This window comes from Listeria monocytogenes ATCC 19117, from assembly GCF_000307025.1.
GTDB lineage: Bacteria > Bacillota > Bacilli > Lactobacillales > Listeriaceae > Listeria > Listeria monocytogenes_B.
In genome coordinates this window covers 934,727-958,758 of record NC_018584.1, presented here as the reverse complement: position 1 = coordinate 958,758, position 24,032 = coordinate 934,727, and the positions used below count along the sequence as shown (strand labels likewise).

The window sequence follows — 24,032 nt, the reverse complement described above, 5'->3', positions numbered from 1 at the left end:
TTGGGAAACTAGTTCCTAAAGCTCGTTTTTTCTATGCTTTTTTAAAATGGGAAGTGTCATTTAAACGTTCTAATTTGAATAAGCCGTTTTCGTAAGCTAGTACGGTGACACTCGCGTTATCTAAAATAACCGCTTCGTCCATGGATGGTTCGAGTTCGTGGACGATGTTACGAATAGTATTTCCGTGAGCGACGATAAGAACGTTACCACCAGTTTCGCGATGACGATTGATAACATGCAAGAAACCTTGTTCTACACGTGTCCAGAATGTCATGAAATCTTCCGCATCTCCTGTTGGGTCAGCTGCTTTTGTACCATTCATTGTTTCTCGTACATCGGCATTTTTAAATAGGTCTTCTTGATTCGCATAACCCATATGATGCGCAATTTCGTTCCAGGCAACATCGCCTTTTTCACCTTCGTAGGAGCCAAAGAAAGTTTCCCGAAATTCACTTAATGGTTCTAGTGTTAAACCAAATGCGTGTTTATTTTCTTTTAATAAATGCCCTGCTGTTGCAATCGTACGGTGTAAGTCGCTTGAATACGCTGCAACGAATTCTGTTTCCGCAAGTCCGCGACCACTTTCTTTGACTATTTCAATTCCTTCTGGTGTTAGTGGCGTATCAGCCCATCCTTGCATGCGCAAGTTTTTATTTAAGTAGGTTTGACCATGTCTTACAAAATAAAGTGATAATTTTTTTCCCATTACGTACTTCCTCCTCCATCGTTGTTTTCTATTTCATTGTAACAAATTCTTCGGATCCTGTTGGGTGAATCGCAACCGTATTGTCGAAATCGGCTTTTGTTGCGCCCATATTAATCGCAACAGCGAATCCTTGAATCATCTCGTCCACACCGTAACCAATCCCGTGCAAGCCAATGACGCGCTCTGTCTTCCCTTCGCAAATTAATTTCATTCGGCAAGGTTCGCGGTGGTCTGTGATGGCTGTATACATTGAGGTAAAGCTAGAAGTGTACACTTTGATATTTTCTTTGCCGTATTTTTCGATTGCTTCTGGTTCTGTTAAACCAACCGTTCCGATAGCTGGATGGCTAAATACAACGGTTGGGATATTTTCATAGTTTAAATGTGCATCTTTTTTGTTATTGAAAAGGCGTTCTGATAAACGGCGCCCTGCTGCAATTGCGACTGGAGTTAATTCATAATGACCCGTTACATCGCCAACTGCATAAATCCCCGCTACATTGGTGTTTTGGAATTTATCTACGGCGATATGTCCGCTTTCTAGAAGTTTTACGCCCGCTTTTTCGATTTGAAGACCTTGGATGACTGGTTTACGTCCGATCGCCCAAATAAGCGTATCAACGGTTTCTGTGCGGCCATCCTCTAAGCTCAACGTCAAACTGCCATCTGGATTTTTTTCAACTTTTTGAGGAACAGCGTGTTTATGCAACATCATATCCGATTGCTCAATAATTTCGGTTAGTGTATCTGTTAAAAGTGGATCAAAATTTCGGAGTGGTGCATGTTTCCGTACAAATAAATGCGTTTCTGAGCCAAGTTGTTGTAGTACACCAGCTAGTTCAACCGCAATGTATCCCGCGCCAACAACCGCCACTTTTTTAGGTAGTTCTTTTAATGCAAAAAAGCCATCTGAGGTGATGCCAAATTCTGCGCCCGGAATGGAAGGAAGCGCTGGTTCGCCGCCTGTTGCAATTAAAATATGATCTGCTGTCACTAGTTCGCCGTTTACGCGCAATGTTTTTTCATCGACAAATTCGGCATAACCTTTAATCCATTCTACTTTATTATTATCCAGCCCATTTTTGTAAGAACCTCGAATTCGTTCAATGTACGCTTCTCGATTTTCGACTAGTTTTTGGAAGTTGAAGCTCGCGTCCACTTGGTAACCATACGCATCTGCGTATAAATCCATCGCTTCTTTAATTTGTGCGCCATACCACATGACTTTTTTCGGAACACAACCAACATTTACACAAGTTCCACCTAAAAATTTTGGTTCAATTAATGCACATTTTGCTCCGTGCATGGCTGCGCGATTAATCGAAGCAATTCCGCCACTTCCGCCGCCAATCGCAATATAATCATAATGCTTTTCCATACAAAATCTCTCCTAACATTTCTTCGTTTTCGTTTTTATAAATACGCTTCGCCCCGCATAATCGCAAGAACCCGCGGATTTGGTAAGTATCGTTTTATCACTTGAAGTTTTTCGTACGTGTCCGTGTCTCCTAAATGTTCCGCAATCGCCATAGCAACAGCGCTACTTCGGCTGACCCCAGCGTGACAATGGACAACAATCTGCGTAAAATCTGGGTGCTCATCCACAAAATTATAAATCAAATCGCGATGTACCTCGTTAAATAGTTTCATCTCCGCTTGCTCTTTGTCACTAAGCCCCCAGTAATCATCTTCTTCGTTAATATCATTAAAGTGAACGGGCAAAATAGCTTCAAAAAGTGATTCGTTTTTGAGTGGCTGATAGGTTGCGCCGACATCCGCAATACGAATAAGTAAAGTATGCTCTGAGCGCGGCTTAAACTGCACCGCTACTACTTCTGGTACGGCAATTATCCGTAAATCAAATGGATCAAAATCAATTTGGCGCCTTTCTTTGTTAATATAATTCGCCATCCTGCATGTCCCCTTTTCCAGTGCAACAAGATTTTCCTTCGTCTTATTCCTCTTCTATTCTATCACGCCTAGACATTTTTACATAAAGAAGCAGTTTCAAACGCAAAAATAACCAAATAAAATTATTTGGTTACTTTTTCCCTTGTCGGTAAAGATCTTTCGTTTTATAACCTTGGCTCAAAATATCAACCATCTCTAAACGTCTTTTTTCTTGTGTCGCTGGTTGTTTGGCAGAGTAAATATAGCGCGCCCAAACCCGCTGGTATCCTGTTGCTAAATTGTTGTAGAAGGCTTGTAAATCGCCTTTGTCTGCTAGAAATTCGGCGACAAGAGGTACATGGTCGGCGTATTCATCTGCGGAAGGGTTATTTTTCTTAACGCCCTTCGCTTTTAGTTTTGCCGCTTCTTTTAGGCCAACAACCGTGTACGTTTCATCGAGCGCGACCATTCGCGTGAATTTGAGTGTGCTACCGTCGACGTAACCTTCTTCATCGGTTTTAAGCGCTGGCATGAGTTCATCGCGGTGTACATATGTAGCGAACTTTTTATTGCCTTTTTTAGGGTAGGCGAAAAACAAATAACCATTCGCAGCAAGTTTATTTTCAGCAATAACTTTTTGCACGAACGTAATTAATTCTTCTAGCGTTTCCACAAAATCGAAAATTAAATCGTATTGTTTGTCTGCTAGTTTTTCTTCGTAATTTGCTAGATTTTGGAAATAATCCGCTCCATTTGGTTGATTTAGGATAACTGCTTCTTTATATTTAGTCAGTTGTAATTTTTCTACTATTGTTTTCTCTGCCATATTCCAGCACCTCGTTTGTATTGTTTGGTTTCAGTATATAGCCTTCCCTTTAAGTTATCAAGCCAAACTAAACAGAAAAAAGACCAAGCACCACGGCTTGGTCTATAAATCATTTTATTTAAAAACAACCATCTCATTAATTTCAATCGATGGGTCTAAACTTTTCGCAACCGGGCAAGCATCTTTCACTAAATGCACGGCTTTTTCGGCTTTCGCTTCATTACTTTTATCCACTAAATCCACCGTAAAAGTAACATTAATTTTCGTTAAAACATGCACAGCACTTTCTTGATCTTGCTCATAATCGGTATGAATGCTTAAATCATTTATCTCAATTCGTTTTTTCTCAAGTAATGTTTGATAGACATATCCGCTACAAGCAGCAACCGCCGCCACTGTTATTTGAACTGGAGAAAAACCTTCTTCTTTAATTAATGTCCAGTTGCCATTTGGATGTACAAGTTCTAACACTTTCCCATTTTTCACTAAATCCATGATTCATTCCTCCAATTTAATCCTTACAATTCTTATATGAATAATAAGATTATAGCTCAAATAAAAAGTTCTGTCCAATTTCCTGTACGAAAAAAAGAATCCAAGTTTTGCTTGGATTCTTTTTGAGCGGTCCCGACGGGATTTGAACCCGCGATCTCCTGCGTGACAGGCAGGCATGTTAACCCCTACACCACGGAACCATATGTATAAAAAATGAATAAAAAAGTGACCCGTACGGGATTCGAACCCGTGTTACCGCCGTGAAAGGGCGGTGTCTTAACCGCTTGACCAACGGGCCAGATAAAAAACGAAAAATGAATATATATTCAATTGAATTCATTTCTCTTACACCAGCTTTTTTATTATAACATAATCTGAGTGACTGTCAACGGCTTTTTCTAATTTTATTTACATTTTTTTCATCGGAAGTTTTTTATACATTTTTACCTCCATAAAACAAAGTCAGCTATGCTTTACGGGCATGCTGACTTTAATTTACTTTTCTCGGTGGTCAACCATAATAAAACTTCTCGTATCATAGCGATGTCTTGATCTAGAATATTCCACTGGTCTACCATCTTTCAAATACACTACTTGCTCCACTTCTAAAACTGGGTCGTGTTCCCCGCACGCTAAATATTCTTGATCATATTCAGATGGCTTATCGGCATTAATTTTCCGAAAGGCACCGCTTAGCACGAGTCCAAGTGAATCTTGTAAGTATGCATAAATCGAATGATGCAAAATTTCTTTCGTTAAACCAGGAACTAAATCTGCCGGCATCGTTGTATGCTCTAACACATATGGTGCGCCGTCCAAGAGCCGTAACCGAATCAACTTGTACACTGGCTGGTCTGCTTTTATTAAAAGTTGTTCTTGTGTTTTTTCATCTGGGAAAGCAATATCGAATGCAATAATTTTACTCGAGATTCGGTTGTCTCCCATCATTTTTGTCAAACCGTCATAATCCCGCAAACTCGCATCTTGCTTATTAGCTAAGGCATTTTTCATGACAAAAGTCCCCGCACCCCGTTGTCTGTAAACAAGTCCTTCAAGCGCTAAAACGTCAAAGGCTTTTTTTATTGTCATTCTGCTACAATCATAAGCTTTACACAAGCTCACTTGATCAGGAAGAATGGATTCTGGTGGATAAGTACCGTTGTTTATTTTTTCGCGGATATCTGCTGCAATCAATTCATACTTAACCAATTCGATCGCTCCTTCGCTTGAATTAAAAATGTCTAGCCATTTCTAGTCAAATTATAGCATATCGAAAAGGAAAATTTAACTTATTTGATAGCTGCCTCTGATTCTCTCGCAATATTTGTCCGATCGACTAGTTTTAAGAACGGATACCAGATAATGAGGACGATGAAGAAATCGACTACTTGGAGCGCCCCGCCTAGCCATGAGTTGGTTGCGAGAATACCATTGATGACAATTGGCACCGTCCATGGAACAGCAACCCCGGTTGGAGCAGGAACAATACCAGCTGCCATTACGAAATAATTCAAAGTAGTTACAATCAAAGGCGCAATAATCCATGGAATTAAAATCGTTGCATTTAATACAATTGGCATACCAAAAAGTACCGGTTCATTAACGTTAAAAATTCCTGGCCCAAGTGCTAATCGACCAATTTCTTTACTTTGCTTACTTTTCATTAAGAATGCTAGTGCAATAACGACTGCTAAAGTCATCCCAGATCCGCCCATACCAACAGTAAAGACTTCCATAAATGGTTTCGTAATAATATGTGGCAATGGGAGTCCAGCTTTATAGGCATCTAAATTTTCAAGCATTAACGTATTCCAAATCGGGTCCATTACCGAGTTGACGATGATTTGACCATGCAGTCCGAAAAACCATAATACTTGGACAAAAAATAAAGCGATTAGTGTTGGAACAATTCCTGAACCAAGCCCCACTAAAGGCTTTTGAATAACAGTATAAACAACATCATGTAAGTTTGTATGGAAGAAGAATTGTACCATAACATTAATTGCTAAAAAAATACTTAATGTTAAGATAGCGGGAATAAGTGCTGCAAATGATTTAGCAACAGCGGGTGGAACTCCTGCAGGCATTTTGATTGTCCAATCCCGTTGAACAAAAAATCGATATAATTCTGCAGCAATAAAACCAGTAATCATTCCGATAAACATACCTTTTGCCCCAAGTCGATCTAACGAAAGTGCTCCAGTAATAAGCTCTCCATCAGGACTATTAAAGAAAAATGGCGTTAAAATCAAGAAGCTAGCAAGGGCAACAGCCCCTCCATAAATTGCTTCAACTTTATAATATTTAGATAGTGAATATCCAATTCCAAAAACAACAAAAACAGTCATAATACTCATCGTGGCGCTTTGGGCATTCCCAAGATACAACTGTAAAACTGCCTTCGTTTCATCACTCCAAAACGGTAGATTCATTAAAACCACCGCAATCGAACCAAACATTGTTAGCGGAAATGCCAACATGAAAGCATCTCTTAAAGTGGTTAAGTACCTATTCTCTCCTAGTTTTGCAGCAAGAGGCATTAACTTTTCCCCAAGTAACTCCATAAACTTATTCACTTTACTTCCCCCAAACATGATATTTTTCTAAAAAGAAAACGTTTTCTATTTATTATTATACTCATTTAATTTTAAATGTCTAGTCTTTTTAAAATAAAAGACCGAACAAAAAAAGACTTTCATCATCACAATGAAAGTCTCCTTCTTATTTTTTCTTCTTCTTTGCTAGCTTTTCTGCTGCTTTTTGTTTATTTTCTGCTAGTCGGAAAAGTGTCATTTCTTTAATTAATTCATAAGGAACTTCTTCTTTGATTGGAAACTGTACAGCACCTTTTGAATGCTTGTAATTTCCGAGTTTAGATTCGAATGCCGCAATACCACTAGAGGCTGGATAAAACCCGTAGTGATTTTTCGCAACAGCAAAGTGCACCAAGTTTCCTTCCAAATAAAAAGTCGGCATTTGATAACTGATTTTTTCTGTTGCTTCCGGTGCAGCTGCTTTAATCGTTTCTCTGATTTTTTGCAACACTTCTTTTGTTTCCGGTGGCGCTTGGGTAATATATTCATCAATCGTTGTAAATTCTAGTTTATTATCCATAGTCGATTCCTTTCTGAAACGTTTTTCTTATTATAGCAAATTTCCTAATTAATTTTAACTTATCACTATTTCTCCAGCCACGATTTTCAGTAAAAAATCCGCGAACGAGTCTGCTACAATCGAACTTTCTTCAAACTCTGGTTCCGAACCATGAACAATATTTCCGTCATTTAAAGTAATAGCATAATATTCATAACAACCGCCAACACTCATCATAATTGGTAAATGTGCATTCCAAAATAGTTTTACTTCATTTTCTAAGTTTGTATCGCCTTCTGCTGCTTCTAAACTCATTTGTTCAAAAGAATTCCACGAAAAGGCGTCATCCTCATTCTCTAAAAAATCTTCTTCCAACAAAAACCAACAAGTGTCACCCACATTGCTACAGAGGTTAAGTTGTCTATAAAAGGCCTTATATGCATCTGGCAACTTTCCATATCTCTTTAAAATCTGCTCTGGCAAGTTTTTCTCTACAGCAGACAAATCTACTTGCCAATTATTATTTTTAGCCCATTCAAAAAAATGATTTATTGGTTCCATTTAAGCTACCTCCCACTATTTAGAGTTCCATTCGTCTCTGACTTTCATCAAAATCTTGCCTAGACGATTTTTTCCAGAGCCATCTCCGCCGTCGCCCCAATAATGATCATTTTCCGTATGTTCCACTAAAATAGCATTCTCTGTGGTTAAAAGCATTTCTTTCACTTCCGAATGTTGCGCTACTTTTGCTCTGATTGCTTTTAACATCACTTCGTCTTTCATACTTTCCCAGCCTTTTCGCAGTGGAAAGTCTCTATTTCTACCCAATTTTGCTGCATCTATTGGTTTTTTCGTATTAATTACTTTTTTAATAATTTTTTTATCTATAAATTTTTGTGCTTGGAAATAGTGTTCTGTGGTTGGGTAAGTCACGCCGTCTATGACAATTGGATGTAAAGAGAAATTAGAGAAACAGCCATAGTCCGCATTTTCACTATAAAAATGGATAACCTTCATTTTGCACCTCCGAGTATTTACGTTATGTTATTTGCAACTTGAGCTTATCTTTCAAAATAACTTTAGCATACATATAGACGCAAATCTATCGCTATTTTTCCGTAAAAAAAGACACTGCTTAGTTTCCTAAACAATGTCTTTATAAGTTATTACGGAGAAGGAGGGATTTGAACCCTCGCGCCGCGCGAGCGACCTATACCCTTAGCAGGGGCACCTCTTCAGCCACTTGAGTACTTCCCCAAACTCCACAGGCAGGACTCGAACCTGCGACCGATCGGTTAACAGCCGATTGCTCTACCAACTGAGCTACTGTGGAATTATCTGACTTCCACTAGTATACGCAGAACTTAGCAAAATTGCAAGACTTTTCATGCGTTTTCTGTATAAATTTTCTTGGAACCTGTTTGTATTAATTTTCCACCACAACTGCCACAGCGATAACGGTTCACATTGAATCTGCGTTGTCTTAAAAAGGACTTCCCGCAACTTTTGCATGTATATTCATGCATGGTAATTTCACGTGGTATCGTTGCACAAAATCTCGGTGCGTCTACTTTTTTTAATAACTCACGGAAATCTTGATCGCGATGCTGATAGCCTTTTTTCTCTAAATGAAGGTGATAATGACATAGTTCGTGCTTCATAATCCCGATAAAGTACGCTAATCCAAAGTTTTCTAGGTACTTGGGGTTCATTTCGATATTATGACTTTTTAGCAAATAACGTCCCCCAGTGGTTCGTAAGCGCGCATTAAACACGGCTTGGTGACGAAATTCTTTTTGGAAAAATTGCAGTGACACTTCTTCCATGTGTCGCTGCAATTCTGCTTGATTCATTATTTAACACTTCCATTAGGATTAAGCATAGTTAAAGCAATACGGTTTTTCTTTGTATCTACTTCATCTACCCAAACAGTTACAACGTCTCCTACTGAAACGACATCCATCGGGTTTTTAACAAAAGAATTGCTTAGTTTCGAAATATGCACAAGGCCGTCTTGTTTCACGCCAATATCAACAAATGCGCCAAAGTCAACTACGTTCCGAACGGTTCCTTGTAATTCCATGCCTTGCTTTAAATCTTCCATCGAAATAACATCTTGTTTTAAAAGTGGTGCTGGAAGTTCGTCACGAAGGTCACGACCAGGAGCAATTAAATTATCAATGATATCGCGCATGGTTTCTTTACCAATGCTTAATTTCTCTGCTTCTTCTGGGATACTAAGCGCTTGAAGTGCGGCTTTTAAATCTTCGCTACCAATATCTTTCAATCCGAAACCAGCTGCTTTTACAATTTGTTCAGCTGCCTTATAACTTTCCGGGTGAATGGCGGTTTTATCAAGCGGATTTTCACCTTCCAAAATACGTAAGAAACCGATACTTTGTTCATACGATTTTGCCCCAAGACGAGGTACTTTTTTCAACTCTTTACGAGAAGCGAACGAGCCGTTTTCTTCGCGATATTTACGGATATTATTTGCGACTGTCTTGTTTAAGCCAGCAACATATTGTAACAAAGAAGCCGAGGCCGTATTAACGTTTACGCCCACTTGGTTAACGGCCGTTTCAACGACGAAAGTTAGTGTTTCATTTAAACGTTTTTGCGCTACGTCATGTTGATATTGCCCTACGCCTACAGATTTTGGATCGATTTTCACAAGTTCAGCTAGCGGATCTTGCAAACGACGACCAATCGAAACAGCGCTACGCTCTTCTACTTGATAGTCTGGGAATTCTTCGCGGGCCGTTTCACTCGCTGAATAAACACTCGCACCAGCTTCATTGACGATACAATAATAAGCATTCGATTTCGATTCACGAATCACTTCCACAATAAATTGCTCTGTTTCACGTGAGGCTGTTCCGTTACCAATTGCGATAACTTCCACTTTGTATGTGGATAAAATCTCCGCAATTTTTTGTTTGGCTTCCGGACGGCGTGCTTTTGCTGTATGTGGATAAACAACGCCAATTTCTAGTACTTTCCCCGTTTGATCTAATACAGAGAATTTACAACCTGTTCTAAAAGCCGGATCGACCCCAAGAATGATTTTTCCTTTTAAAGGTGGTTGTAAAAGTAGTTTGCGCAAGTTCTCGGAGAAAATATGGATGGCTTGTTCTTCGCCTTTTTCTGTTAGTTCACCGCGAATTTCACGTTCAATTGCCGGTCCGATAAAGCGTTTATAAGCATCCATTATAGCTTCTTCTACGTATGGTCGTGTTGCAGAATTACGGTTTTGGATAACTTTTTCAAATAAATATTGGAAAATTTTTGTCGTATCTACTTGGACTTGTACACGTAAAATGTCTTCTTTCTCTCCGCGGTTAAATGCAAGGATGCGGTGACTTGCTACTTTGCCAATCATTTCGTTAAATTCATAATACATTTCGTAAACGCCTTTTTCGTCTGCTTCGGCGTTTTTCGCTCTGGATTCAATCATCCCAAATTTGCGCGTAAAGTTACGAATCCACTCACGGAAACTAGGCTCATCACTGATTTGTTCCGCGATGATTTCATGTGCGCCGAGTAAAGCAGCTTCTGCTGACTCCACTTCTTTTTCTTCTGAAATATAGTTTGCCGCTTCTTTCAGTGGGTCCGCGTTACTTGGGAAGCTCATTAGCCAATCAGCAAGCGGTTCTAATCCTTTTTCTTTCGCAATCGTTGCTTTTGTGCGTTTCTTTTGTTTGTAAGGACGGTATAAATCTTCGAGCGCTTGATGTTTTTCCGCTTTGGTAATTGCCGCTCTCAGTTCGTCTGTTAATTTTCCTTGTTCATCTATTAGGCGAATAATTTCTTCTTTACGATTTTCTAATTTTGTTACATATTCAAAGGTTTCTTCGATATCACGGATTTCTACTTCATCTAAGCTACCAGTCATTTCTTTACGGTACCGCGCGATAAATGGAACTGTGTTGCCTTCTTCCATTAATTTGATAACGGCATTGATTTGCGCTGGTTTATACGTTAGCGATTTTTGGACTAGTTTTATTATTTTATCTTGCATTTGTTCCATACTTGATAGCCTCCAATTATTTCATTATCTACTAAGTGTAACATAATTACGTTTCAACTGACAAAAGCTATCAGTCTCCCTTATTTAAAGCATTTTCCGCATAATGAATCGCATCTTCGGTATGGGAAAAGAAGTGTTCTTCGCCGATTCGGTCGTAAAGCCCGCTACCCTTCAAACTTTCTTTCGCTTTATCTGTTAGTCCAGTAATCAAAATTTGCCCGCCTTGCTTCGAAAATTCTTTTTCAATTTGGTGGAAATAGCCTTCTGCCGTAGCATCAATAATCGGCACTTTCCCCATTCGCAAGATAAGATATTTTGGTTTAACATGGATTGCTTTGATAATATTTTGTTGGAAAATCTGTGCTGCACCAAAGAAAAGCGGCCCACGAATAGTAAAAATACTAATTTTCTCGTGTAAATGAGGAGCAATTTCGGCGCCTTCTGGTTCGATTTCTTCAATTTGCATCGAACTTCCCATTTGTTTAGCGAAAAGCACCACTGCCAGCAGTAAACCAACTTCGACGGCCACAGTTAAGCTTGCAAATACTGTTAATAAAAAGGTAATAATTAGCACTAAAGTATCGCCCGATTTCAACTTAATAATGTGCTGGAAGGTTTTTCGTTCACTCATATTCCAAGCAACTAGCATTAAAATCGGTGCCATTGCAGCAATTGGAATATTGACAGCTACTGGTGCAAGTACAAGTAAAGTGAGTAAAACGAAAATCCCGTGGATAACGCCAGAGACACGGCTAGTTGCGCCATTATTAATGTTGGTTGCCGTTCTTGCGATAGCTCCCGTTGCGGGAATTCCGCCGAACATTGGCGTTACAATATTTGCGATACCTTGCCCAATGAGCTCGCGATTACTATTGTGTTTTGTATTCGTCATTCCATCTGCCACAACCGCTGAAAGAAGTGATTCAATCCCGCCGAGCATCGCAATAACAAAAGCTGGCCCAATCAATTTACTCATATTCGCAAAAGTCATATCGGGAAATTCAAACGGAGGAAAAGTACTCGGAATATCTCCATACGCTGACCCAATCGTCGGAAGCGCATCCGGGAAAAATAGCATCGCAATCGCCGTCGTAATCACAAGTCCAATAAGTGGTGCTGGAATTCTCGGTAAAATTTTAGGAAAAATAAATAAGACAAGCATACAAATACAGGAAATGAACACACTATAGAAATTCCATGAATCTAAATGTAACCAGATCTCATTCATATTCGCGACAAATGATTCATGTTTTTCCATACCTGTTAAACCGAGGAAGTTCCCCACTTGCCCCATAAAAATCGTGACAGCAATCCCGGCTGTAAATCCGATAGTTACAGGACGCGGGATAAATTTAATTAAAGTCCCAATTTTAAAAATCCCCATTAAGCAAAGTAAGACCCCTGCCATCATTCCAGCAACGAGTAAATCTTGGTACCCATAAGTTAATACGATTCCTAGTAAAACTGGAATAAAAGCACCAGTTGGACCAGCAATTTGAAACTTCGAGCCCCCGAAAATAGAAACGATTATTCCCGCTACAAAACTCGAATAAATCCCATATTCTGGACTTACACCTGATGCAATCGCGAAGGACATCGCTAGTGGTAAAGCTATAATGCCCACGATAATTCCCGCAAGCAAGTCTTTCCTAAATCTCGCCCACGTATAATCTTTTACACTATTCAACCAAACTTTCTTCAATTTGCTCCTTCTCTCTTATTTATATTTTAATCCGCGCGAAAAAACGCAAAGCAAGATTGCTTCACGCTTATTAAGTGATATTTATCACATGATGAAGTATAAAAAACTAGCGCTCTATTCTAATATACCATAAATAGACTAAGTTCTCATGTCCATTAAGAAAAAACACCTTTTAAACTAGGAATCATTTAAAAGGTGTTTTTGTTATTCCGGAAATTTCCCAACCATAAAAGTAACATCATCTGTTGGAATATCTAATATATTACGCTCGATTAAATGCCCGATTTTCACTACACAAAGTGGCGATTCTAGGCTTTTTCTAACGCGAGAAAGAACAAGTCCATCTGAATGCATTAAAAACTTACTGCCTGGTTTATATTTAAACGATTGCAACCGATATTTCTGTTTTCGACCGGACAAAAATCCAGAGCCAGAAAGCGGAAAAATAAGCTTATCTTCCATCCCAATCATATAAAAACGAATATTACCCATACCAGTATAATAAAGGGTCTTCGTTAAGTAGTCACCTTTAATAATAGCTATCGCAGCACCTCGAAGTCCTGAAACAGCCTGGTTCGCTTTTTCGAGCATATCGGTAATATCTGCATGGATATCCTCTTTTATGGCATCAACGGTCGCTTTGGCAGCTCTATTAGCTTCGAGCCCGCTTCCAAGTCCATCAGAAAGAACATACAGAAAACCATTTTCGTCTTCATGGGTATAATAAACATCCCCGCAGTATTGTTGTAATGCTTTAGAACGTTGAAATACAAATAAATTATTTGATTCAACTGCCTTGTTCATTTACTCCACTTCCTCATTCTGCAACGCCTCTCGAAGTTTTTTAATAGCTTGACGTTGGATTCTAGACACATGCATTTGTGATATATCGAGTAGTTCACCCGTTTCTTTTTGACTGCGATTTTCAATAAATGTAAATTGCAAAATCTTCTGTTCTCGCTCATCTAAAACAGGGAGAACTTTCTCTAAGAGCATACGTTGATTCACACGTTCAAATCCATCATCCGTACCACCAACAACATCTAATAAGGTAATTGTACTTCCATCCGAATCAGCTTCAATCGAATGATCTACAGAAAGCGCTTGGTAGCTTTTTCCCATCTCCATTGCTTCTAAAACTTCTTCTTCCGTGACACCGATGAAATCAGCAATGTCGCTAATTTGCGGCGAGCTTTGTAATTCTCTCGTCAGCTCTTCTACGGCATTTTTAATTTTCGGACCTAATTCTTTGATTCGGCGCGGCACATGCACACTCCATGTTTTATCACGTAAAAATCGTTTAATTTCGCCAACAATGGTTGGTACAGCAAATGCTTCAAAGCTTTTCCCAAACGTCGCATCATATCTTCTAATAGCTCCAAGTAAGCCAATATTTCCAACTTGAACTAAATCTTCATGAAAAGATTTACCTTGGGAATATTTGCGAGCAATAGACTCTACTAGGTTTTTGTAATGAACAACTAAATTATATTGGGCGTCTTGATCGCCATTTTCTTGGTAAGCGGCAATCCATATATAGACTTTTTCTTTCGCCTCTTTATCAGGTTGAGATACTTTTGGCATTCTCCTCCACCTGCTTTTCATTAATATATTTGGTCATTACGACAGAAACCCCTTCATCATAATAAAGTTTCACGTCATCCATTAATGTTTCAATTAAAAATAAACCTAGACCTCCGATACGCATCATCTCCGCATCTTCCCCTACCTCATATGGGCCAATTTCTTGTTTACGGGTTTCTAAGTCGAAGCTTGTTCCATTATCAGAAACACGAACTTCTAATTTGTCTTCATAAATAAGATATTCTACTGTAATCTCACCATCATCTTCTCCTTTAAATGCGTGCTTTACAGAATTAGTGATGGCTTCACTTACGGCTATTTTCAAATCTTCAATTGCTTCATAAGAAAATCCTGCGCGACTTGCAATTCCTGATAATGAAAGTCTACCTAAACTAACATATTCAGGCTTGGCAGGAAGTTGTAATGTAATTTTGTCATGCATTGTTGCCATTCATTTCACCCTCTACATTTTTGATTTCAATGATATCTGACAATCCTGTGATTTCAAACAATCGGAAAAGTCGGTCGCTTAAACCAAACAAGACAAGTTCACTTTGGCGTTGACGTAAGCTTTTAAACGCTCCTACAAATACGCCTAATCAGGTACTATCCATATAACTTACTTCTGTTAAATCGATTCGAAGTACTATACCCTCTTTTACTTGATATACTTCAAGTGCTTCTTTTACCTTTGGCGCTGTATAAGCATCGATCTCCCCAGCAACAAATATGTCTATGTGGTCAGTATCACGTTCTTTTATTTCTATACTAATATTCATCACTTCACCCCATCTAATTTTAAGTATACTGTCGATTTTACCCTAACTAATAAAATTAAAACATTCAAAAATAAAAACGCTCCACTCTTTAAATACGTTTACTCACCAGTAAATGCTCTCTAAAGAATGAGGTACGTCTTCACTTCTTCTTATTTAGTTCGCTTAATACAAATAAGCGTAAAGTCATCATGCAACTCAAAGTTTTGCATTTTAACTAATTGATCATAAATCGCATGAACCATTTTTTCAGCAGATAATGAAATATGCGCTGCTATAATTTCTGTTAACTCTTCACGTTCAAGAAAACCATTGGCTGTTCTTGTTTCTGTTACACCATCTGACATAATAAATATAGCGTCCCCCACTTCAATTTTCTTATCAAATTGACGGTAGACAGCATTTTTATCTACACCCAGTGGTAAACCTTTGGCGTATAAATCAGAAAAGCTGTTTTCTTTATGTTGATAGTAGAGGCCCAGCTCATGACCGGCTGAACCATATTCAAACAAATGTGTATCTTCGTGATAAAGCCCGTAAAACATCGTGATAAACATATTGTCGTTAATATTTTCTTCTGCTACTTGGTTTAATGATTCGAGTACGATAGATGGTTTTCTGTCGTCCCCAGTCATTCCAGCTAGTGCGTATTTTATCATGGAAATACTAAATGCGGCTGGAATTCCTTTACCAATAACATCAGCAAGCGCGATACCAATTTGTTTGTCACCTTCTTCTGTAAAGCTATAGTAGTCACCGCTCATTTGTCTAGCTGCGACGCTAATAACTCCAAAATCAAGTTCATCGTGTTCCGGTACCTCTGTTTTCATTAACGTTTTTTGCATATCTTCTGCTTGAGCGATTTCACTACGTAATTCTTTTTGCTCGGTTCTTAGACTAAGATGCTCCATATAAGCTAAGCCGTAGCCTACCATTATTTCTAGTAGTACATCAAATGATAATCGTACAAAATCCGGCAACTCTTTTCCGTATAGTTCAAGAACCGAGCGATGTAAATGGACAATTTCTTCTGGTGATACTCGCTCTTCCATAGCTTCTCTGGATAATTTTTCGCAAGTATAAAGAATTTCTTCATCTTGATGTTCTAAATACTGAATAAGAATATCACGGTATTTTCCCTCAAAAGCTTTTTCCATTTTTTTCTAGCTCTCCTTACCGAACCCATTTCGTTGTTGTAATTACCGTTCCTTTAGAATCGCCTTCAATACTGGATTCAATATCAAAACTGTCCATTAAACGTTTGACTCCTGGAAGCCCTGCTCCAAGTCCGCCCGATGTTGTATAACCATCTTGCATTACTTTTCTTATGTCTACAATACCTGGACCTTTGTCTTTGGCAACAATAATCATCCCTTGTTTACCAGATTCATTTACTTTTTCGATACAGATTTCTCCTCGTCCAGCATAAAGGAAAATATTTCTAGCTAATTCACTGATGGCAGTTGTAATTCTTGCTTGGTCAACGGTTCCAAAGCCAATTTCTTTGGATATTTTTCTACCTAGTTGCCTAGCAGCTACAATGTCCCATTCATTAATTATCTTTACACAGGATTGGAATGTCATGTTCATTCCCCCAATTCCTGTTTAAGTTTTTCCAGACCACTTTCAAGGTCCATCGCCGAAAGTACTCCGCTAAACGTAATTCCGAGTTCAATTAGTGTAATCGCAACTGCTGGCTGTATCCCAGTTACAACCACTTTTGCACCCATTAGTTTAGACATACTTACTACATCTCCAAGAATTTTTGCAATAAATGAATCAATAAAATCGATGGAAGTTATATCAATGACTACTCCTCTGGCCGACGTTTCATGGATTTTTGCAAGCAAATCTTCCTGGAATTCTACCGCAGTATGATCATCTAATTCACTCTGGATAGAAATTAATAAACATTCACCTAACTTTAAGATTGGTATCCCCACAGTATTCACCCCTCTTTTTCTACTATCTCTCTGTTCGTCAAGGCTAGCGCACGCTCCATGCCTTTTTTCATTGTGTTGGTCGTGATAATTTGATCTAATTCAATTCCTAAGTTAACGATTGTTTGCGCGATTTCTGGTCTAATACCTACAAGCATCGCCTGACAGCCGACAAGTCTAACCGCTTCGGACGCTTGAATAATATGGTGCGCAACCATTGTATCAACAACAGGAACTCCCGTAATATCAATCAAAACCACTTCTGACCGATTTTTTACAACACCTATTAATAAATTTTCTATGATTAACTTGGCTCTTTCCGTGTCAATCGTCCCAATTAACGGCATTACAGAAATTTTTTCAAATATTGGCAAAAGTGGTGCCGATAATTCCTGTAGTGCACTTTTTTGGATAGAAACTGTCTTTTCCCACGTATCCGCGTAGGCTGTGACCACTTTGTTATACATGGAGGAAAGCCATGTTTCAAAGCGATAATAGGCATCATCTTCAGGTTTTTCTTCTCTCTTTAAAAATAAATCTTTATCTCTCATTGCTGTATATACTAAAAGCCCAAAAACACGTAGGCCAGTGGTAACAAAATGAATCGGCCAACCTAGGTGGACCACTTTCTCTGCAAAATCATCTAGTTTTTCGTTGAACTTAGAACCGTTTTCGGTAACATTCGAAACAATTAAATCCACAAATTCTTTGCTAGTTTCTTCGTACATTGCTTCTTTTGCAATGTCATTGATTAGCTGATCTGATTGTTTCTCCATTTCGTTCATCCAGTCATTCAGTAAGTCTGCTTTATTTGTACGGATGAAGTTTGCAAAATCTTTATACATCAGTTATTTTCCAACCTTTCTCCACTATTAACAAAATTTTCTCTCTTATTGTGCGGTTTGCTTAACTGCCTTTTAAAAAAGACATTAGAAACAAATTTAGCGAGTATGTTGATACGCGTTGTTTGTAGGTTTCTGATGTCCTTACTGTTTCTTCAGAGCAGTTAATTATTTCATTATGTATTAAACTTATTATTTTACGTCAGACCCTTTTGTCCTGCATTCATCATTGTATGTTATTTTTTAGGATGGATTAAAATTCTACTACTCCTAGACTGACTTCAAGTGCCTTGTTTACCTTGGCCATTAAATCTTCGTCCAAATGTGTAATTTTGTCTGTCAGGCGCTGTTTGTCAATCGTTCTAATTTGTTCTAAAAGAATGACAGAATCTCTCTCAAAGCCATCTTTACGAGTAGCTTCCACGTGTGTTGGCAATTTTGCTTTTTGAATTTTTGCAGTTATTGCTGCCACGATCACAGTTGGACTGAATCTATTACCAATATCATTTTGAATGATGAGAACAGGCCGTATTCCCCCTTGCTCGCTTCCGACCACGGGGGAAAGGTCCGCGTAGTATACGTCACCACGCTTCACCATCAGCCATTAACCTCCTAAAATACTAATATTCCTGTCTTCTGCTTCTGCTTCGACATGGGTACACTCGCATGCGATAGCGAAATTAATTGTCGCCATTTCTGCATAGCCGCGCTCCATCTCGTCTCTTAATTCGCGAGCCCTTTTCTCTTGTAAAAACTGTTGCGTTGCTTCCATTATAACTTCACTCCGCCCCATTTTTTCTTTTTCTACAACTACGTCGAGTTCTTGTATCATTTCCTGTGTCAGTTCTACGGATATTATCATCCGCTTTTCTTTCTCTAACACGTGTCACACCCCCAAAGCCTCGTACCTGTAAGTAACAACTATATCGTACCATTATCACGCCTTGAAGAAAAGAGTTATTTCGCATTTTATTGTTAAGAATATTACAGTTCTAGCTGATATACTCTCTTAAGTCCTATATATAGCTATAAAGTTTCATATGTTAGATTATAAACGCTTCTTCTAAAAAAAGCACGAATATTACCTTCTAATGGATGTATTTTCTAGGTATACGCTCATTTAACAGACAAGTAACCTCATAATTTATTGTATCTAAATAGTGAGCGGCATCATCTGCTGTTATCGTGTTTCCATGGTCCGTGCCAATTATCGTTACTTTTGAACCAGTTTGAAATTCGCGCGGTAGTTTTATGATGGTTTGATCCATACAAACGCGTCCTATAATTGGGGCTAGTTCCCCGTCTACTAAAACATGAAATCCGCTGTAATGACGAATCAACCCATCTGCATAGCCAATCGGTAACGTTGCAACCCATTCTCGTTCTGTTGCAGTGTAGGTTGCTCCGTAGCTAACACTATCACCTGGTGCGAGTTCTTTCACATGAACCATTTCGGTATAGAGTGCAAGGGCTGGTTTAAGCTCAAATGGTAAGCTAGTTTTGATTTCGGTGGAAGGGGTTAACCCGTACATCGATATACCAAAGCGAATCGCATCAAACCCGATTTGTGGCTGTAATAATGAAGCAGCTGAATTGGCTGTATGAACATACGTTGGGCGATTTTTTAAACTCGTTAAAATGGTTTGGAACTTAGCTAATTGTTGTTCGAAATAACTAGTTTCAAGTTGATCAGCTGTTGCAAAATGCGTGTAGATACCTTCTAGTTGTAGTTGGTTGTCTTTAGCAATTGTCGTTTCGATTCGCCTTGCTTCGTCGGTTGTACGAATCCCAAGACGCCCCATACCGCTATCTACTTTTAAATGAATGCGAAGTGGCGCTTCTAAGGTTAGGTCCTCTAGCCAGTCCTCTCTAAAAACAGTGAGGGAAATGTGGTTTTTGGCCGCTAAATTTGCATCTTCTTTTCTAGTTGCGCCAAGTACAAGAATAAAGTCATCTTGAAACCCAGCTTCTCTAAGAGCCAACGCCTCATCTAAAATGGCAACACAGAAACCTTTTGCTCCAGCTTCTTTCGCTGTTCTAGCAACTTCGATAATTCCGTGACCATATGCATTAGCTTTGACTACTGCCCATAAATCCACATTTTCTGGAAGTTTATTTTGTTCATTTTTTATATTTTCGCGAATTGCTGCGCGGTCTATCTCAATCCATGTAGGACGATGCCAGCCTGTCACCATGATTGTTCACTTTCCTTTCTAAATTTCAATTATCACTTGAGCTGCGGCTGATCTAGCTGTGTGGGTAATGCTCACAAAAACGTTTTCACCTGATTTGACTGGTAAAGTAACATGGGGTCGCCCATCTTCTACTTGCAAAATTTCTACATCCGTAAAACTTAAATGTTTGCCAAAACCAGTTCCATTCGCCTTAGCATATGCTTCTTTTGCTGCAAAACGCCCAGCTAAAAATTCGATTTTGCGATTACCTTCGTATTTTTCAAATTGCTTAATTTCTTTTTCTGTTAAAACACGTTCGATAAAGCGTGGATTCTTTTCCACGACTTGTTTTACACGTTCTAAATCAATCATATCTAGTCCGATTCCTTTAATCATGTTACACCTCTTCCAAGTAATCTACTAATTCCTTAGCGGCTGTTTGAGCTCCTGCGATGCAATCAGGAATACCCACACCTTCGTAGCTCATTCCTGCAAAATAAACCCCTGGGTAATCTGCTTTGATGTTCTTTTTCAATTGTTTTAGTCGGTCCTGGTGATTAACTAAGTATTGAGGCATTGCGGATTTCATTCGGCTTACTTCATAAAAAAGTGGCGCGGCGTGAAGGTCCATCATTTCCGCATAATCTCTCAAAACAGCTGAAACGATTGCTTCATCACTTGCTTGCTCTAACCAAGTTTCTCCCGCTTTCCCAACAAAGCCTCGTAGTAACATTTTATTTTCTGGTACCATATGCGGCCATTTTTTCTGCACCCATGTACAAGCAGTGGTTTTATATGGGGCGGTTCTGGCAACTAGATAGCCTGTTCCATCTGGTAAAATCGGTACATCTTGTTCATTGTATGCTAATGAGACAGTTGCGAGAGTCGTAAGCGGTTGTCCCGCGAATGGTTCTGTCGTTTTTTCTGCTAATAAATGAATTAGCGCATCATGTGTGGCAGCGATAATGACGCCATCTGCCTCCATTTTATCGCCATCTACAAAAGAAATTTCGTAAGAGCTATTCTTTTTCGTAATGTTCGTTGCTTGTTTTGCTGTATGCAAATTTTCTTTTGGAAGTGCGGCGGCAATGGCTTTTGGTAACGCATCTAGCCCGCCTTCTAATGTTCGAAAAGCACCAATAGTAGCTTTTGTCCCTGTCGTTTGCATGCTACTTTCTTTTAAGCCATCCATCAAATTCCCATATTTTTTAACTGCTTGTTCGAATTGTGGAAAAGTGGCGCGTAAACTCATTTTGTATATATCTCCGGCATAAATTCCTGATAAAAGTGGTTCGATAATTGTTTTGACTAATTCTTTACCGAATCGCGCTTCAAAGAATTCGCCAAGTGCTTGATCTTGTTCTTGATTATTTCGTTCCATTGTTGGTTCTTGAAGTGCGCGAGCTTTCCCAATTTCGGATACGAGTGTACTAGCTAGCAATGCTTCTTTATCTGTTGGAATTCCCATCACTGAGCCTTCTGGAATCGGATGAAGTGCTTTTTGGTGGTAAATGTAGGATCTTCCTGTCGCGTTCGCAATCAGTTTATCTTCGAGTCCTAAATCCTTCACTAAGCCTACACCAGCTGGTTTTCTTGCTAAAAAGGAGTCTGGTCCTTTTTCAATTAAAAATCCGTCCCGTTTAACCGTTTCAAATTTCCCGCCTAGTTTTTTGTCTTTTTCTACTAATTCCCACGTATAATTCGGATGTGTTTTTTGTAGTTCATACGCTGCTGCAAGCCCTGATAAGCCGCCTCCGATAATGACTATATGTTTCACTACTTAACCAATCCTCTCTATCTACTCTTTCGTTTATTCTATCTATTTTACCAGATTTCAGGGTAATTGAACAAAAAATAAAAGAACAGCCATTTCCAAAATTACAGTCGCTATTGATCAGCGATTTTTAGGAAATGACGTGTTCTTTTTTAATTTATTGTTTTGGACGGGCTGTACCAATTGTATACCTTGATAGCTAAGTCTTGATTGATATAGCGAACATAAGCTTCAGCGCTTGTACTTCCTGATTTAAGCCAAACATTTAAGTGCCTTGATCCGCCTTTTTCCATCCAAATGCTTTGTCTTAAGCTTAAACCTTGAATTCGCTCTTTGCGGATAATGTGCGTTAACTTGGAGAAAATTGGGCGTGACTGGACAAGGAGTGTGTGCTTATCTGTGAAAACTCCGGTTGCGCGGTAGCTGGTTACCCCTTTTATCCCTGCTAAAACTGGCAAAATAATACTAATTAAGCCGAGTGGGAAAAATAAAATACTTGCTACTGCGGCTGGGATAATTGTCCAGATCAAGTAAATCTGCAAAAATCTGCGCAAACTGGCTTTTGGAGCACGTTCCATTTTTTCTATTTCAAATAAATAATCTGGTAGCATTTCTTTTAATGTTTTTAAAGCCAACGCTTTTTTCATAATAGGCAAAAGTAAAATGTCACCGGATAGTTTTTCATCACCCGAGTTCCCTGCAGTAGTAACTTTGACCGCTACTAAGCCGAGCATTTGTCGTAGTGGTGATTCAATAATGGTGATTCCTTGAATACGCGAAAGTGAAATGGTTGTATGGTTTCGTTCTAATAGTCCTTTTTCTACAACAAGTGAATTGGGATATTTCATCAATTTGAACTGGAAATACTTGAACAATGTCGTCACAATTGATATTCCCCATAATACCAAAAGAATCAAGACAATTAATACAATTAGTACGATAATGCCCATTTTCCATAACTCTTCTGCTTGAGCTTCCATCCAGTCTGTCGGGATGACTTCTCGGAATTGTTGCATGAATGCTAGAACGATAAGGAGCGTCCCGAAAACGCCGCCGGATGTTACTGCCATTAAAATAAGCTGTTTTGTTTGTAGCATGACCGTTTTTTCTGGTGCTTCTGCCACTTCTACTGTGGTTTCCTCGGTTTCTGGCACGGCTTCTTGGATGTCTCTCTTTTTACCGTCGCGTAAATCATTTAATTCGTCTACTACGCCAACTGGGACAGCGACTAAATCGGCTTCTGTTTTCCCGTTACCGCCAGCTGTTTCGATTAAAATTTGGCAGACATTAAATGGGATAAAGAAAAACCATTGTTTCTTTTGGACGGTTTGGATGCGCTCGTAAGGTATGTATGTATTTTTTCGAAAAATCAAACCGTATTTGATGCGAATCCCTTGGTCTTCGAGGGTGTATTTGTAGGTTATGTATTTTAAGACTGCGGGGGTTAAAATGAGTAATATAACGATGACAATAATTAAATATACAGCCCAGTCCGGCAAATAACCGTTACTATTAATGGCGCGGAAAACGGAAAATAAACCGACGACGATAGGAACAATATTGCGTCTTACGTTCGTAATAATTTCTTTAATGAGGGCAATCGGATGGAGGCGTCTTTCTTCAAACATCTTCTTTCGCCACCTTCACAAGTTCAAGAATATGATGTCTAAGTTCATCTGATTCAGACTCGTTTACCGCTTCAATCTTATGTGTTTTTGCAGCAGTTGTAATCGATAAAGAAACGAGTTTTTGTCTTCTAAGTAGCGGACCTTGCTCCGTTTCCACGTGTTGAATGCGAATCATCGGAATTAAGACACGACTTCTAAAAATAATGCCGTGCTGAATTTCCATTTCGTCTGGTTTAATCTGGTAGCTCCAACGTGCAAAACGAAACGGAATAATGAATAAGTAAATAAAGGCAGCATAAAGTACCGTTAATCCAAAACCGATCGCACTCCACCACACCGAAGCTCCTGCATAATACAAAATGATTGCCGCTACAACCGAACAAAGTAGAAAAGTAAGAACAGCAATTCCCTCCGTTTGCCGCCAAACTGTTTTAATTTTCTCCGGTAATTTCTTTTCTAAATTATCAAGTTCCATTGCTCTACTCCTTTTTTCTTTTATCTTACGTTAAAAACAGCTAAATTGGTAGCGATTTTTTAAATCTATCATGTTTTATTCATAGTTTGTTCATATT

The 24,032-nt window shown here is 38.9% G+C and carries 27 protein-coding genes, 4 tRNA genes and 1 pseudogene; all 32 read right to left on the bottom strand.

The window, feature by feature from the left end:
* Positions 1 to 31: 31 nt before the first annotated feature.
* Positions 32 to 706: a histidine phosphatase family protein gene (locus tag LMOATCC19117_RS04720; RefSeq protein WP_003724834.1), complete on the bottom strand. Its 675-nt coding sequence runs from the start codon at positions 704 to 706 to the stop codon at positions 32 to 34.
* 28 nt (positions 707 to 734) lie between these two features.
* Positions 735 to 2,084, bottom strand: a complete 1,350-nt coding sequence (gorA, locus tag LMOATCC19117_RS04715) for a glutathione-disulfide reductase (RefSeq protein ID WP_003734294.1) — start codon at positions 2,082 to 2,084, stop codon at positions 735 to 737.
* A 35-nt stretch (positions 2,085 to 2,119) separates the two neighbouring features.
* On the bottom strand, positions 2,120 to 2,617 hold the full coding sequence (locus LMOATCC19117_RS04710; protein ID WP_003730905.1) for a tyrosine phosphatase family protein: 498 nt from the start codon (positions 2,615 to 2,617) through the stop codon (positions 2,120 to 2,122).
* 130 nt (positions 2,618 to 2,747) lie between these two features.
* Positions 2,748 to 3,422: a YdeI/OmpD-associated family protein gene (locus tag LMOATCC19117_RS04705; RefSeq protein ID WP_003727101.1), complete on the bottom strand. Its 675-nt coding sequence runs from the start codon at positions 3,420 to 3,422 to the stop codon at positions 2,748 to 2,750.
* A gap of 114 nt (positions 3,423 to 3,536) precedes the next feature.
* Positions 3,537 to 3,917, bottom strand: a complete 381-nt coding sequence (locus LMOATCC19117_RS04700; RefSeq protein WP_003724830.1) for an OsmC family protein — start codon at positions 3,915 to 3,917, stop codon at positions 3,537 to 3,539.
* Positions 3,918 to 4,044: 127 nt separating this feature from the next.
* A tRNA-Asp gene (locus tag LMOATCC19117_RS04695) sits at positions 4,045 to 4,117 on the bottom strand.
* 26 nt (positions 4,118 to 4,143) lie between these two features.
* A tRNA-Glu gene (locus tag LMOATCC19117_RS04690) sits at positions 4,144 to 4,215 on the bottom strand.
* Between the two features lie 197 nt (positions 4,216 to 4,412).
* Positions 4,413 to 5,126 (bottom strand): GntR family transcriptional regulator, encoded by a 714-nt coding sequence (locus LMOATCC19117_RS04685; protein WP_003724829.1) that lies wholly within the window; start codon positions 5,124 to 5,126, stop codon positions 4,413 to 4,415.
* Between the two features lie 80 nt (positions 5,127 to 5,206).
* Positions 5,207 to 6,493 carry a PTS cellobiose transporter subunit IIC gene (celB, locus tag LMOATCC19117_RS04680; RefSeq protein ID WP_003727104.1) on the bottom strand — a complete coding sequence of 429 codons (1,287 nt, stop codon included), beginning with the start codon at positions 6,491 to 6,493 and terminating at the stop codon, positions 5,207 to 5,209.
* Between the two features lie 145 nt (positions 6,494 to 6,638).
* Complete coding sequence (locus LMOATCC19117_RS04675; protein WP_003721468.1) at positions 6,639 to 7,031, bottom strand: iron chaperone; 393 nt, start codon at positions 7,029 to 7,031, stop codon at positions 6,639 to 6,641.
* Positions 7,032 to 7,085: 54 nt separating this feature from the next.
* Positions 7,086 to 7,571 (bottom strand): SMI1/KNR4 family protein, encoded by a 486-nt coding sequence (locus LMOATCC19117_RS04670; RefSeq protein ID WP_003724827.1) that lies wholly within the window; start codon positions 7,569 to 7,571, stop codon positions 7,086 to 7,088.
* A 15-nt stretch (positions 7,572 to 7,586) separates the two neighbouring features.
* Positions 7,587 to 8,027 carry an NADAR family protein gene (locus tag LMOATCC19117_RS04665; protein ID WP_003724826.1) on the bottom strand — a complete coding sequence of 147 codons (441 nt, stop codon included), beginning with the start codon at positions 8,025 to 8,027 and terminating at the stop codon, positions 7,587 to 7,589.
* 152 nt (positions 8,028 to 8,179) lie between these two features.
* A tRNA-Ser gene (locus LMOATCC19117_RS04660) sits at positions 8,180 to 8,267 on the bottom strand.
* Between the two features lie 3 nt (positions 8,268 to 8,270).
* Positions 8,271 to 8,343 (bottom strand) — tRNA-Asn (locus LMOATCC19117_RS04655).
* Between the two features lie 52 nt (positions 8,344 to 8,395).
* The gene (locus LMOATCC19117_RS04650) at positions 8,396 to 8,863 is read right to left on the bottom strand and encodes a SprT family protein (RefSeq protein ID WP_003727107.1); all 468 of its coding nucleotides are present in this window, start codon (positions 8,861 to 8,863) and stop codon (positions 8,396 to 8,398) included.
* Entirely contained in the window at positions 8,863 to 11,040 is a 2,178-nt protein-coding gene (locus tag LMOATCC19117_RS04645) for a Tex family protein (RefSeq protein ID WP_003727108.1), read from the bottom strand. The genes LMOATCC19117_RS04650 and LMOATCC19117_RS04645 overlap by 1 nt, the downstream gene beginning before the upstream one ends.
* A 70-nt stretch (positions 11,041 to 11,110) precedes the next feature.
* Positions 11,111 to 12,742, bottom strand: coding sequence for a SulP family inorganic anion transporter (locus LMOATCC19117_RS04640; RefSeq protein ID WP_003724823.1), 1,632 nt, complete (start codon positions 12,740 to 12,742; stop codon positions 11,111 to 11,113).
* Between the two features lie 204 nt (positions 12,743 to 12,946).
* The gene (locus LMOATCC19117_RS04635; protein ID WP_003724822.1) at positions 12,947 to 13,546 is read right to left on the bottom strand and encodes a PP2C family serine/threonine-protein phosphatase; all 600 of its coding nucleotides are present in this window, start codon (positions 13,544 to 13,546) and stop codon (positions 12,947 to 12,949) included.
* Complete coding sequence (sigB, locus tag LMOATCC19117_RS04630; RefSeq protein ID WP_003724821.1) at positions 13,547 to 14,326, bottom strand: RNA polymerase sigma factor SigB; 780 nt, start codon at positions 14,324 to 14,326, stop codon at positions 13,547 to 13,549.
* Positions 14,304 to 14,777, bottom strand: a complete 474-nt coding sequence (gene rsbW / locus LMOATCC19117_RS04625) for an anti-sigma B factor RsbW (protein ID WP_003724820.1) — start codon at positions 14,775 to 14,777, stop codon at positions 14,304 to 14,306. The genes sigB and rsbW overlap by 23 nt, the downstream gene beginning before the upstream one ends.
* Positions 14,761 to 15,105, bottom strand: a pseudogene (rsbV, locus tag LMOATCC19117_RS04620) (anti sigma b factor antagonist RsbV). Before rsbV ends, rsbW begins: the two are co-directional and overlap by 17 nt.
* A gap of 149 nt (positions 15,106 to 15,254) precedes the next feature.
* The gene (locus tag LMOATCC19117_RS04615; protein ID WP_003724819.1) at positions 15,255 to 16,259 is read right to left on the bottom strand and encodes a PP2C family protein-serine/threonine phosphatase; all 1,005 of its coding nucleotides are present in this window, start codon (positions 16,257 to 16,259) and stop codon (positions 15,255 to 15,257) included.
* 16 nt (positions 16,260 to 16,275) lie between these two features.
* Complete coding sequence (locus tag LMOATCC19117_RS04610; protein ID WP_003740514.1) at positions 16,276 to 16,686, bottom strand: anti-sigma regulatory factor; 411 nt, start codon at positions 16,684 to 16,686, stop codon at positions 16,276 to 16,278.
* A 2-nt stretch (positions 16,687 to 16,688) separates the two neighbouring features.
* Positions 16,689 to 17,045: an STAS domain-containing protein gene (locus LMOATCC19117_RS04605; RefSeq protein WP_003721457.1), complete on the bottom strand. Its 357-nt coding sequence runs from the start codon at positions 17,043 to 17,045 to the stop codon at positions 16,689 to 16,691.
* A gap of 5 nt (positions 17,046 to 17,050) precedes the next feature.
* On the bottom strand, positions 17,051 to 17,887 hold the full coding sequence (locus LMOATCC19117_RS04600) for an RsbT co-antagonist protein RsbRA (RefSeq protein ID WP_014929041.1): 837 nt from the start codon (positions 17,885 to 17,887) through the stop codon (positions 17,051 to 17,053).
* 250 nt (positions 17,888 to 18,137) lie between these two features.
* Positions 18,138 to 18,485, bottom strand: coding sequence for a type II toxin-antitoxin system PemK/MazF family toxin (locus LMOATCC19117_RS04595; protein ID WP_003743775.1), 348 nt, complete (start codon positions 18,483 to 18,485; stop codon positions 18,138 to 18,140).
* A gap of 3 nt (positions 18,486 to 18,488) precedes the next feature.
* Complete coding sequence (locus LMOATCC19117_RS04590) at positions 18,489 to 18,767, bottom strand: CopG family ribbon-helix-helix protein (RefSeq protein ID WP_003724816.1); 279 nt, start codon at positions 18,765 to 18,767, stop codon at positions 18,489 to 18,491.
* A gap of 205 nt (positions 18,768 to 18,972) precedes the next feature.
* Positions 18,973 to 20,079: an alanine racemase gene (gene alr / locus LMOATCC19117_RS04585; protein ID WP_003727109.1), complete on the bottom strand. Its 1,107-nt coding sequence runs from the start codon at positions 20,077 to 20,079 to the stop codon at positions 18,973 to 18,975.
* A gap of 18 nt (positions 20,080 to 20,097) precedes the next feature.
* The gene (acpS, locus tag LMOATCC19117_RS04580; RefSeq protein WP_003721452.1) at positions 20,098 to 20,454 is read right to left on the bottom strand and encodes a holo-ACP synthase; all 357 of its coding nucleotides are present in this window, start codon (positions 20,452 to 20,454) and stop codon (positions 20,098 to 20,100) included.
* Position 20,455: 1 nt separating this feature from the next.
* The gene (gene hemG, locus LMOATCC19117_RS04575; protein WP_003724814.1) at positions 20,456 to 21,835 is read right to left on the bottom strand and encodes a protoporphyrinogen oxidase; all 1,380 of its coding nucleotides are present in this window, start codon (positions 21,833 to 21,835) and stop codon (positions 20,456 to 20,458) included.
* 149 nt (positions 21,836 to 21,984) lie between these two features.
* Positions 21,985 to 23,460, bottom strand: coding sequence for a PH domain-containing protein (locus LMOATCC19117_RS04570; RefSeq protein ID WP_003734291.1), 1,476 nt, complete (start codon positions 23,458 to 23,460; stop codon positions 21,985 to 21,987).
* A complete protein-coding gene (locus LMOATCC19117_RS04565) occupies positions 23,453 to 23,935 on the bottom strand; it encodes a PH domain-containing protein (RefSeq protein WP_003724812.1) in 483 nt (160 codons plus the stop codon). Before LMOATCC19117_RS04565 ends, LMOATCC19117_RS04570 begins: the two co-directional genes overlap by 8 nt.
* Between the last annotated feature and the right edge of the window lie 97 nt (positions 23,936 to 24,032).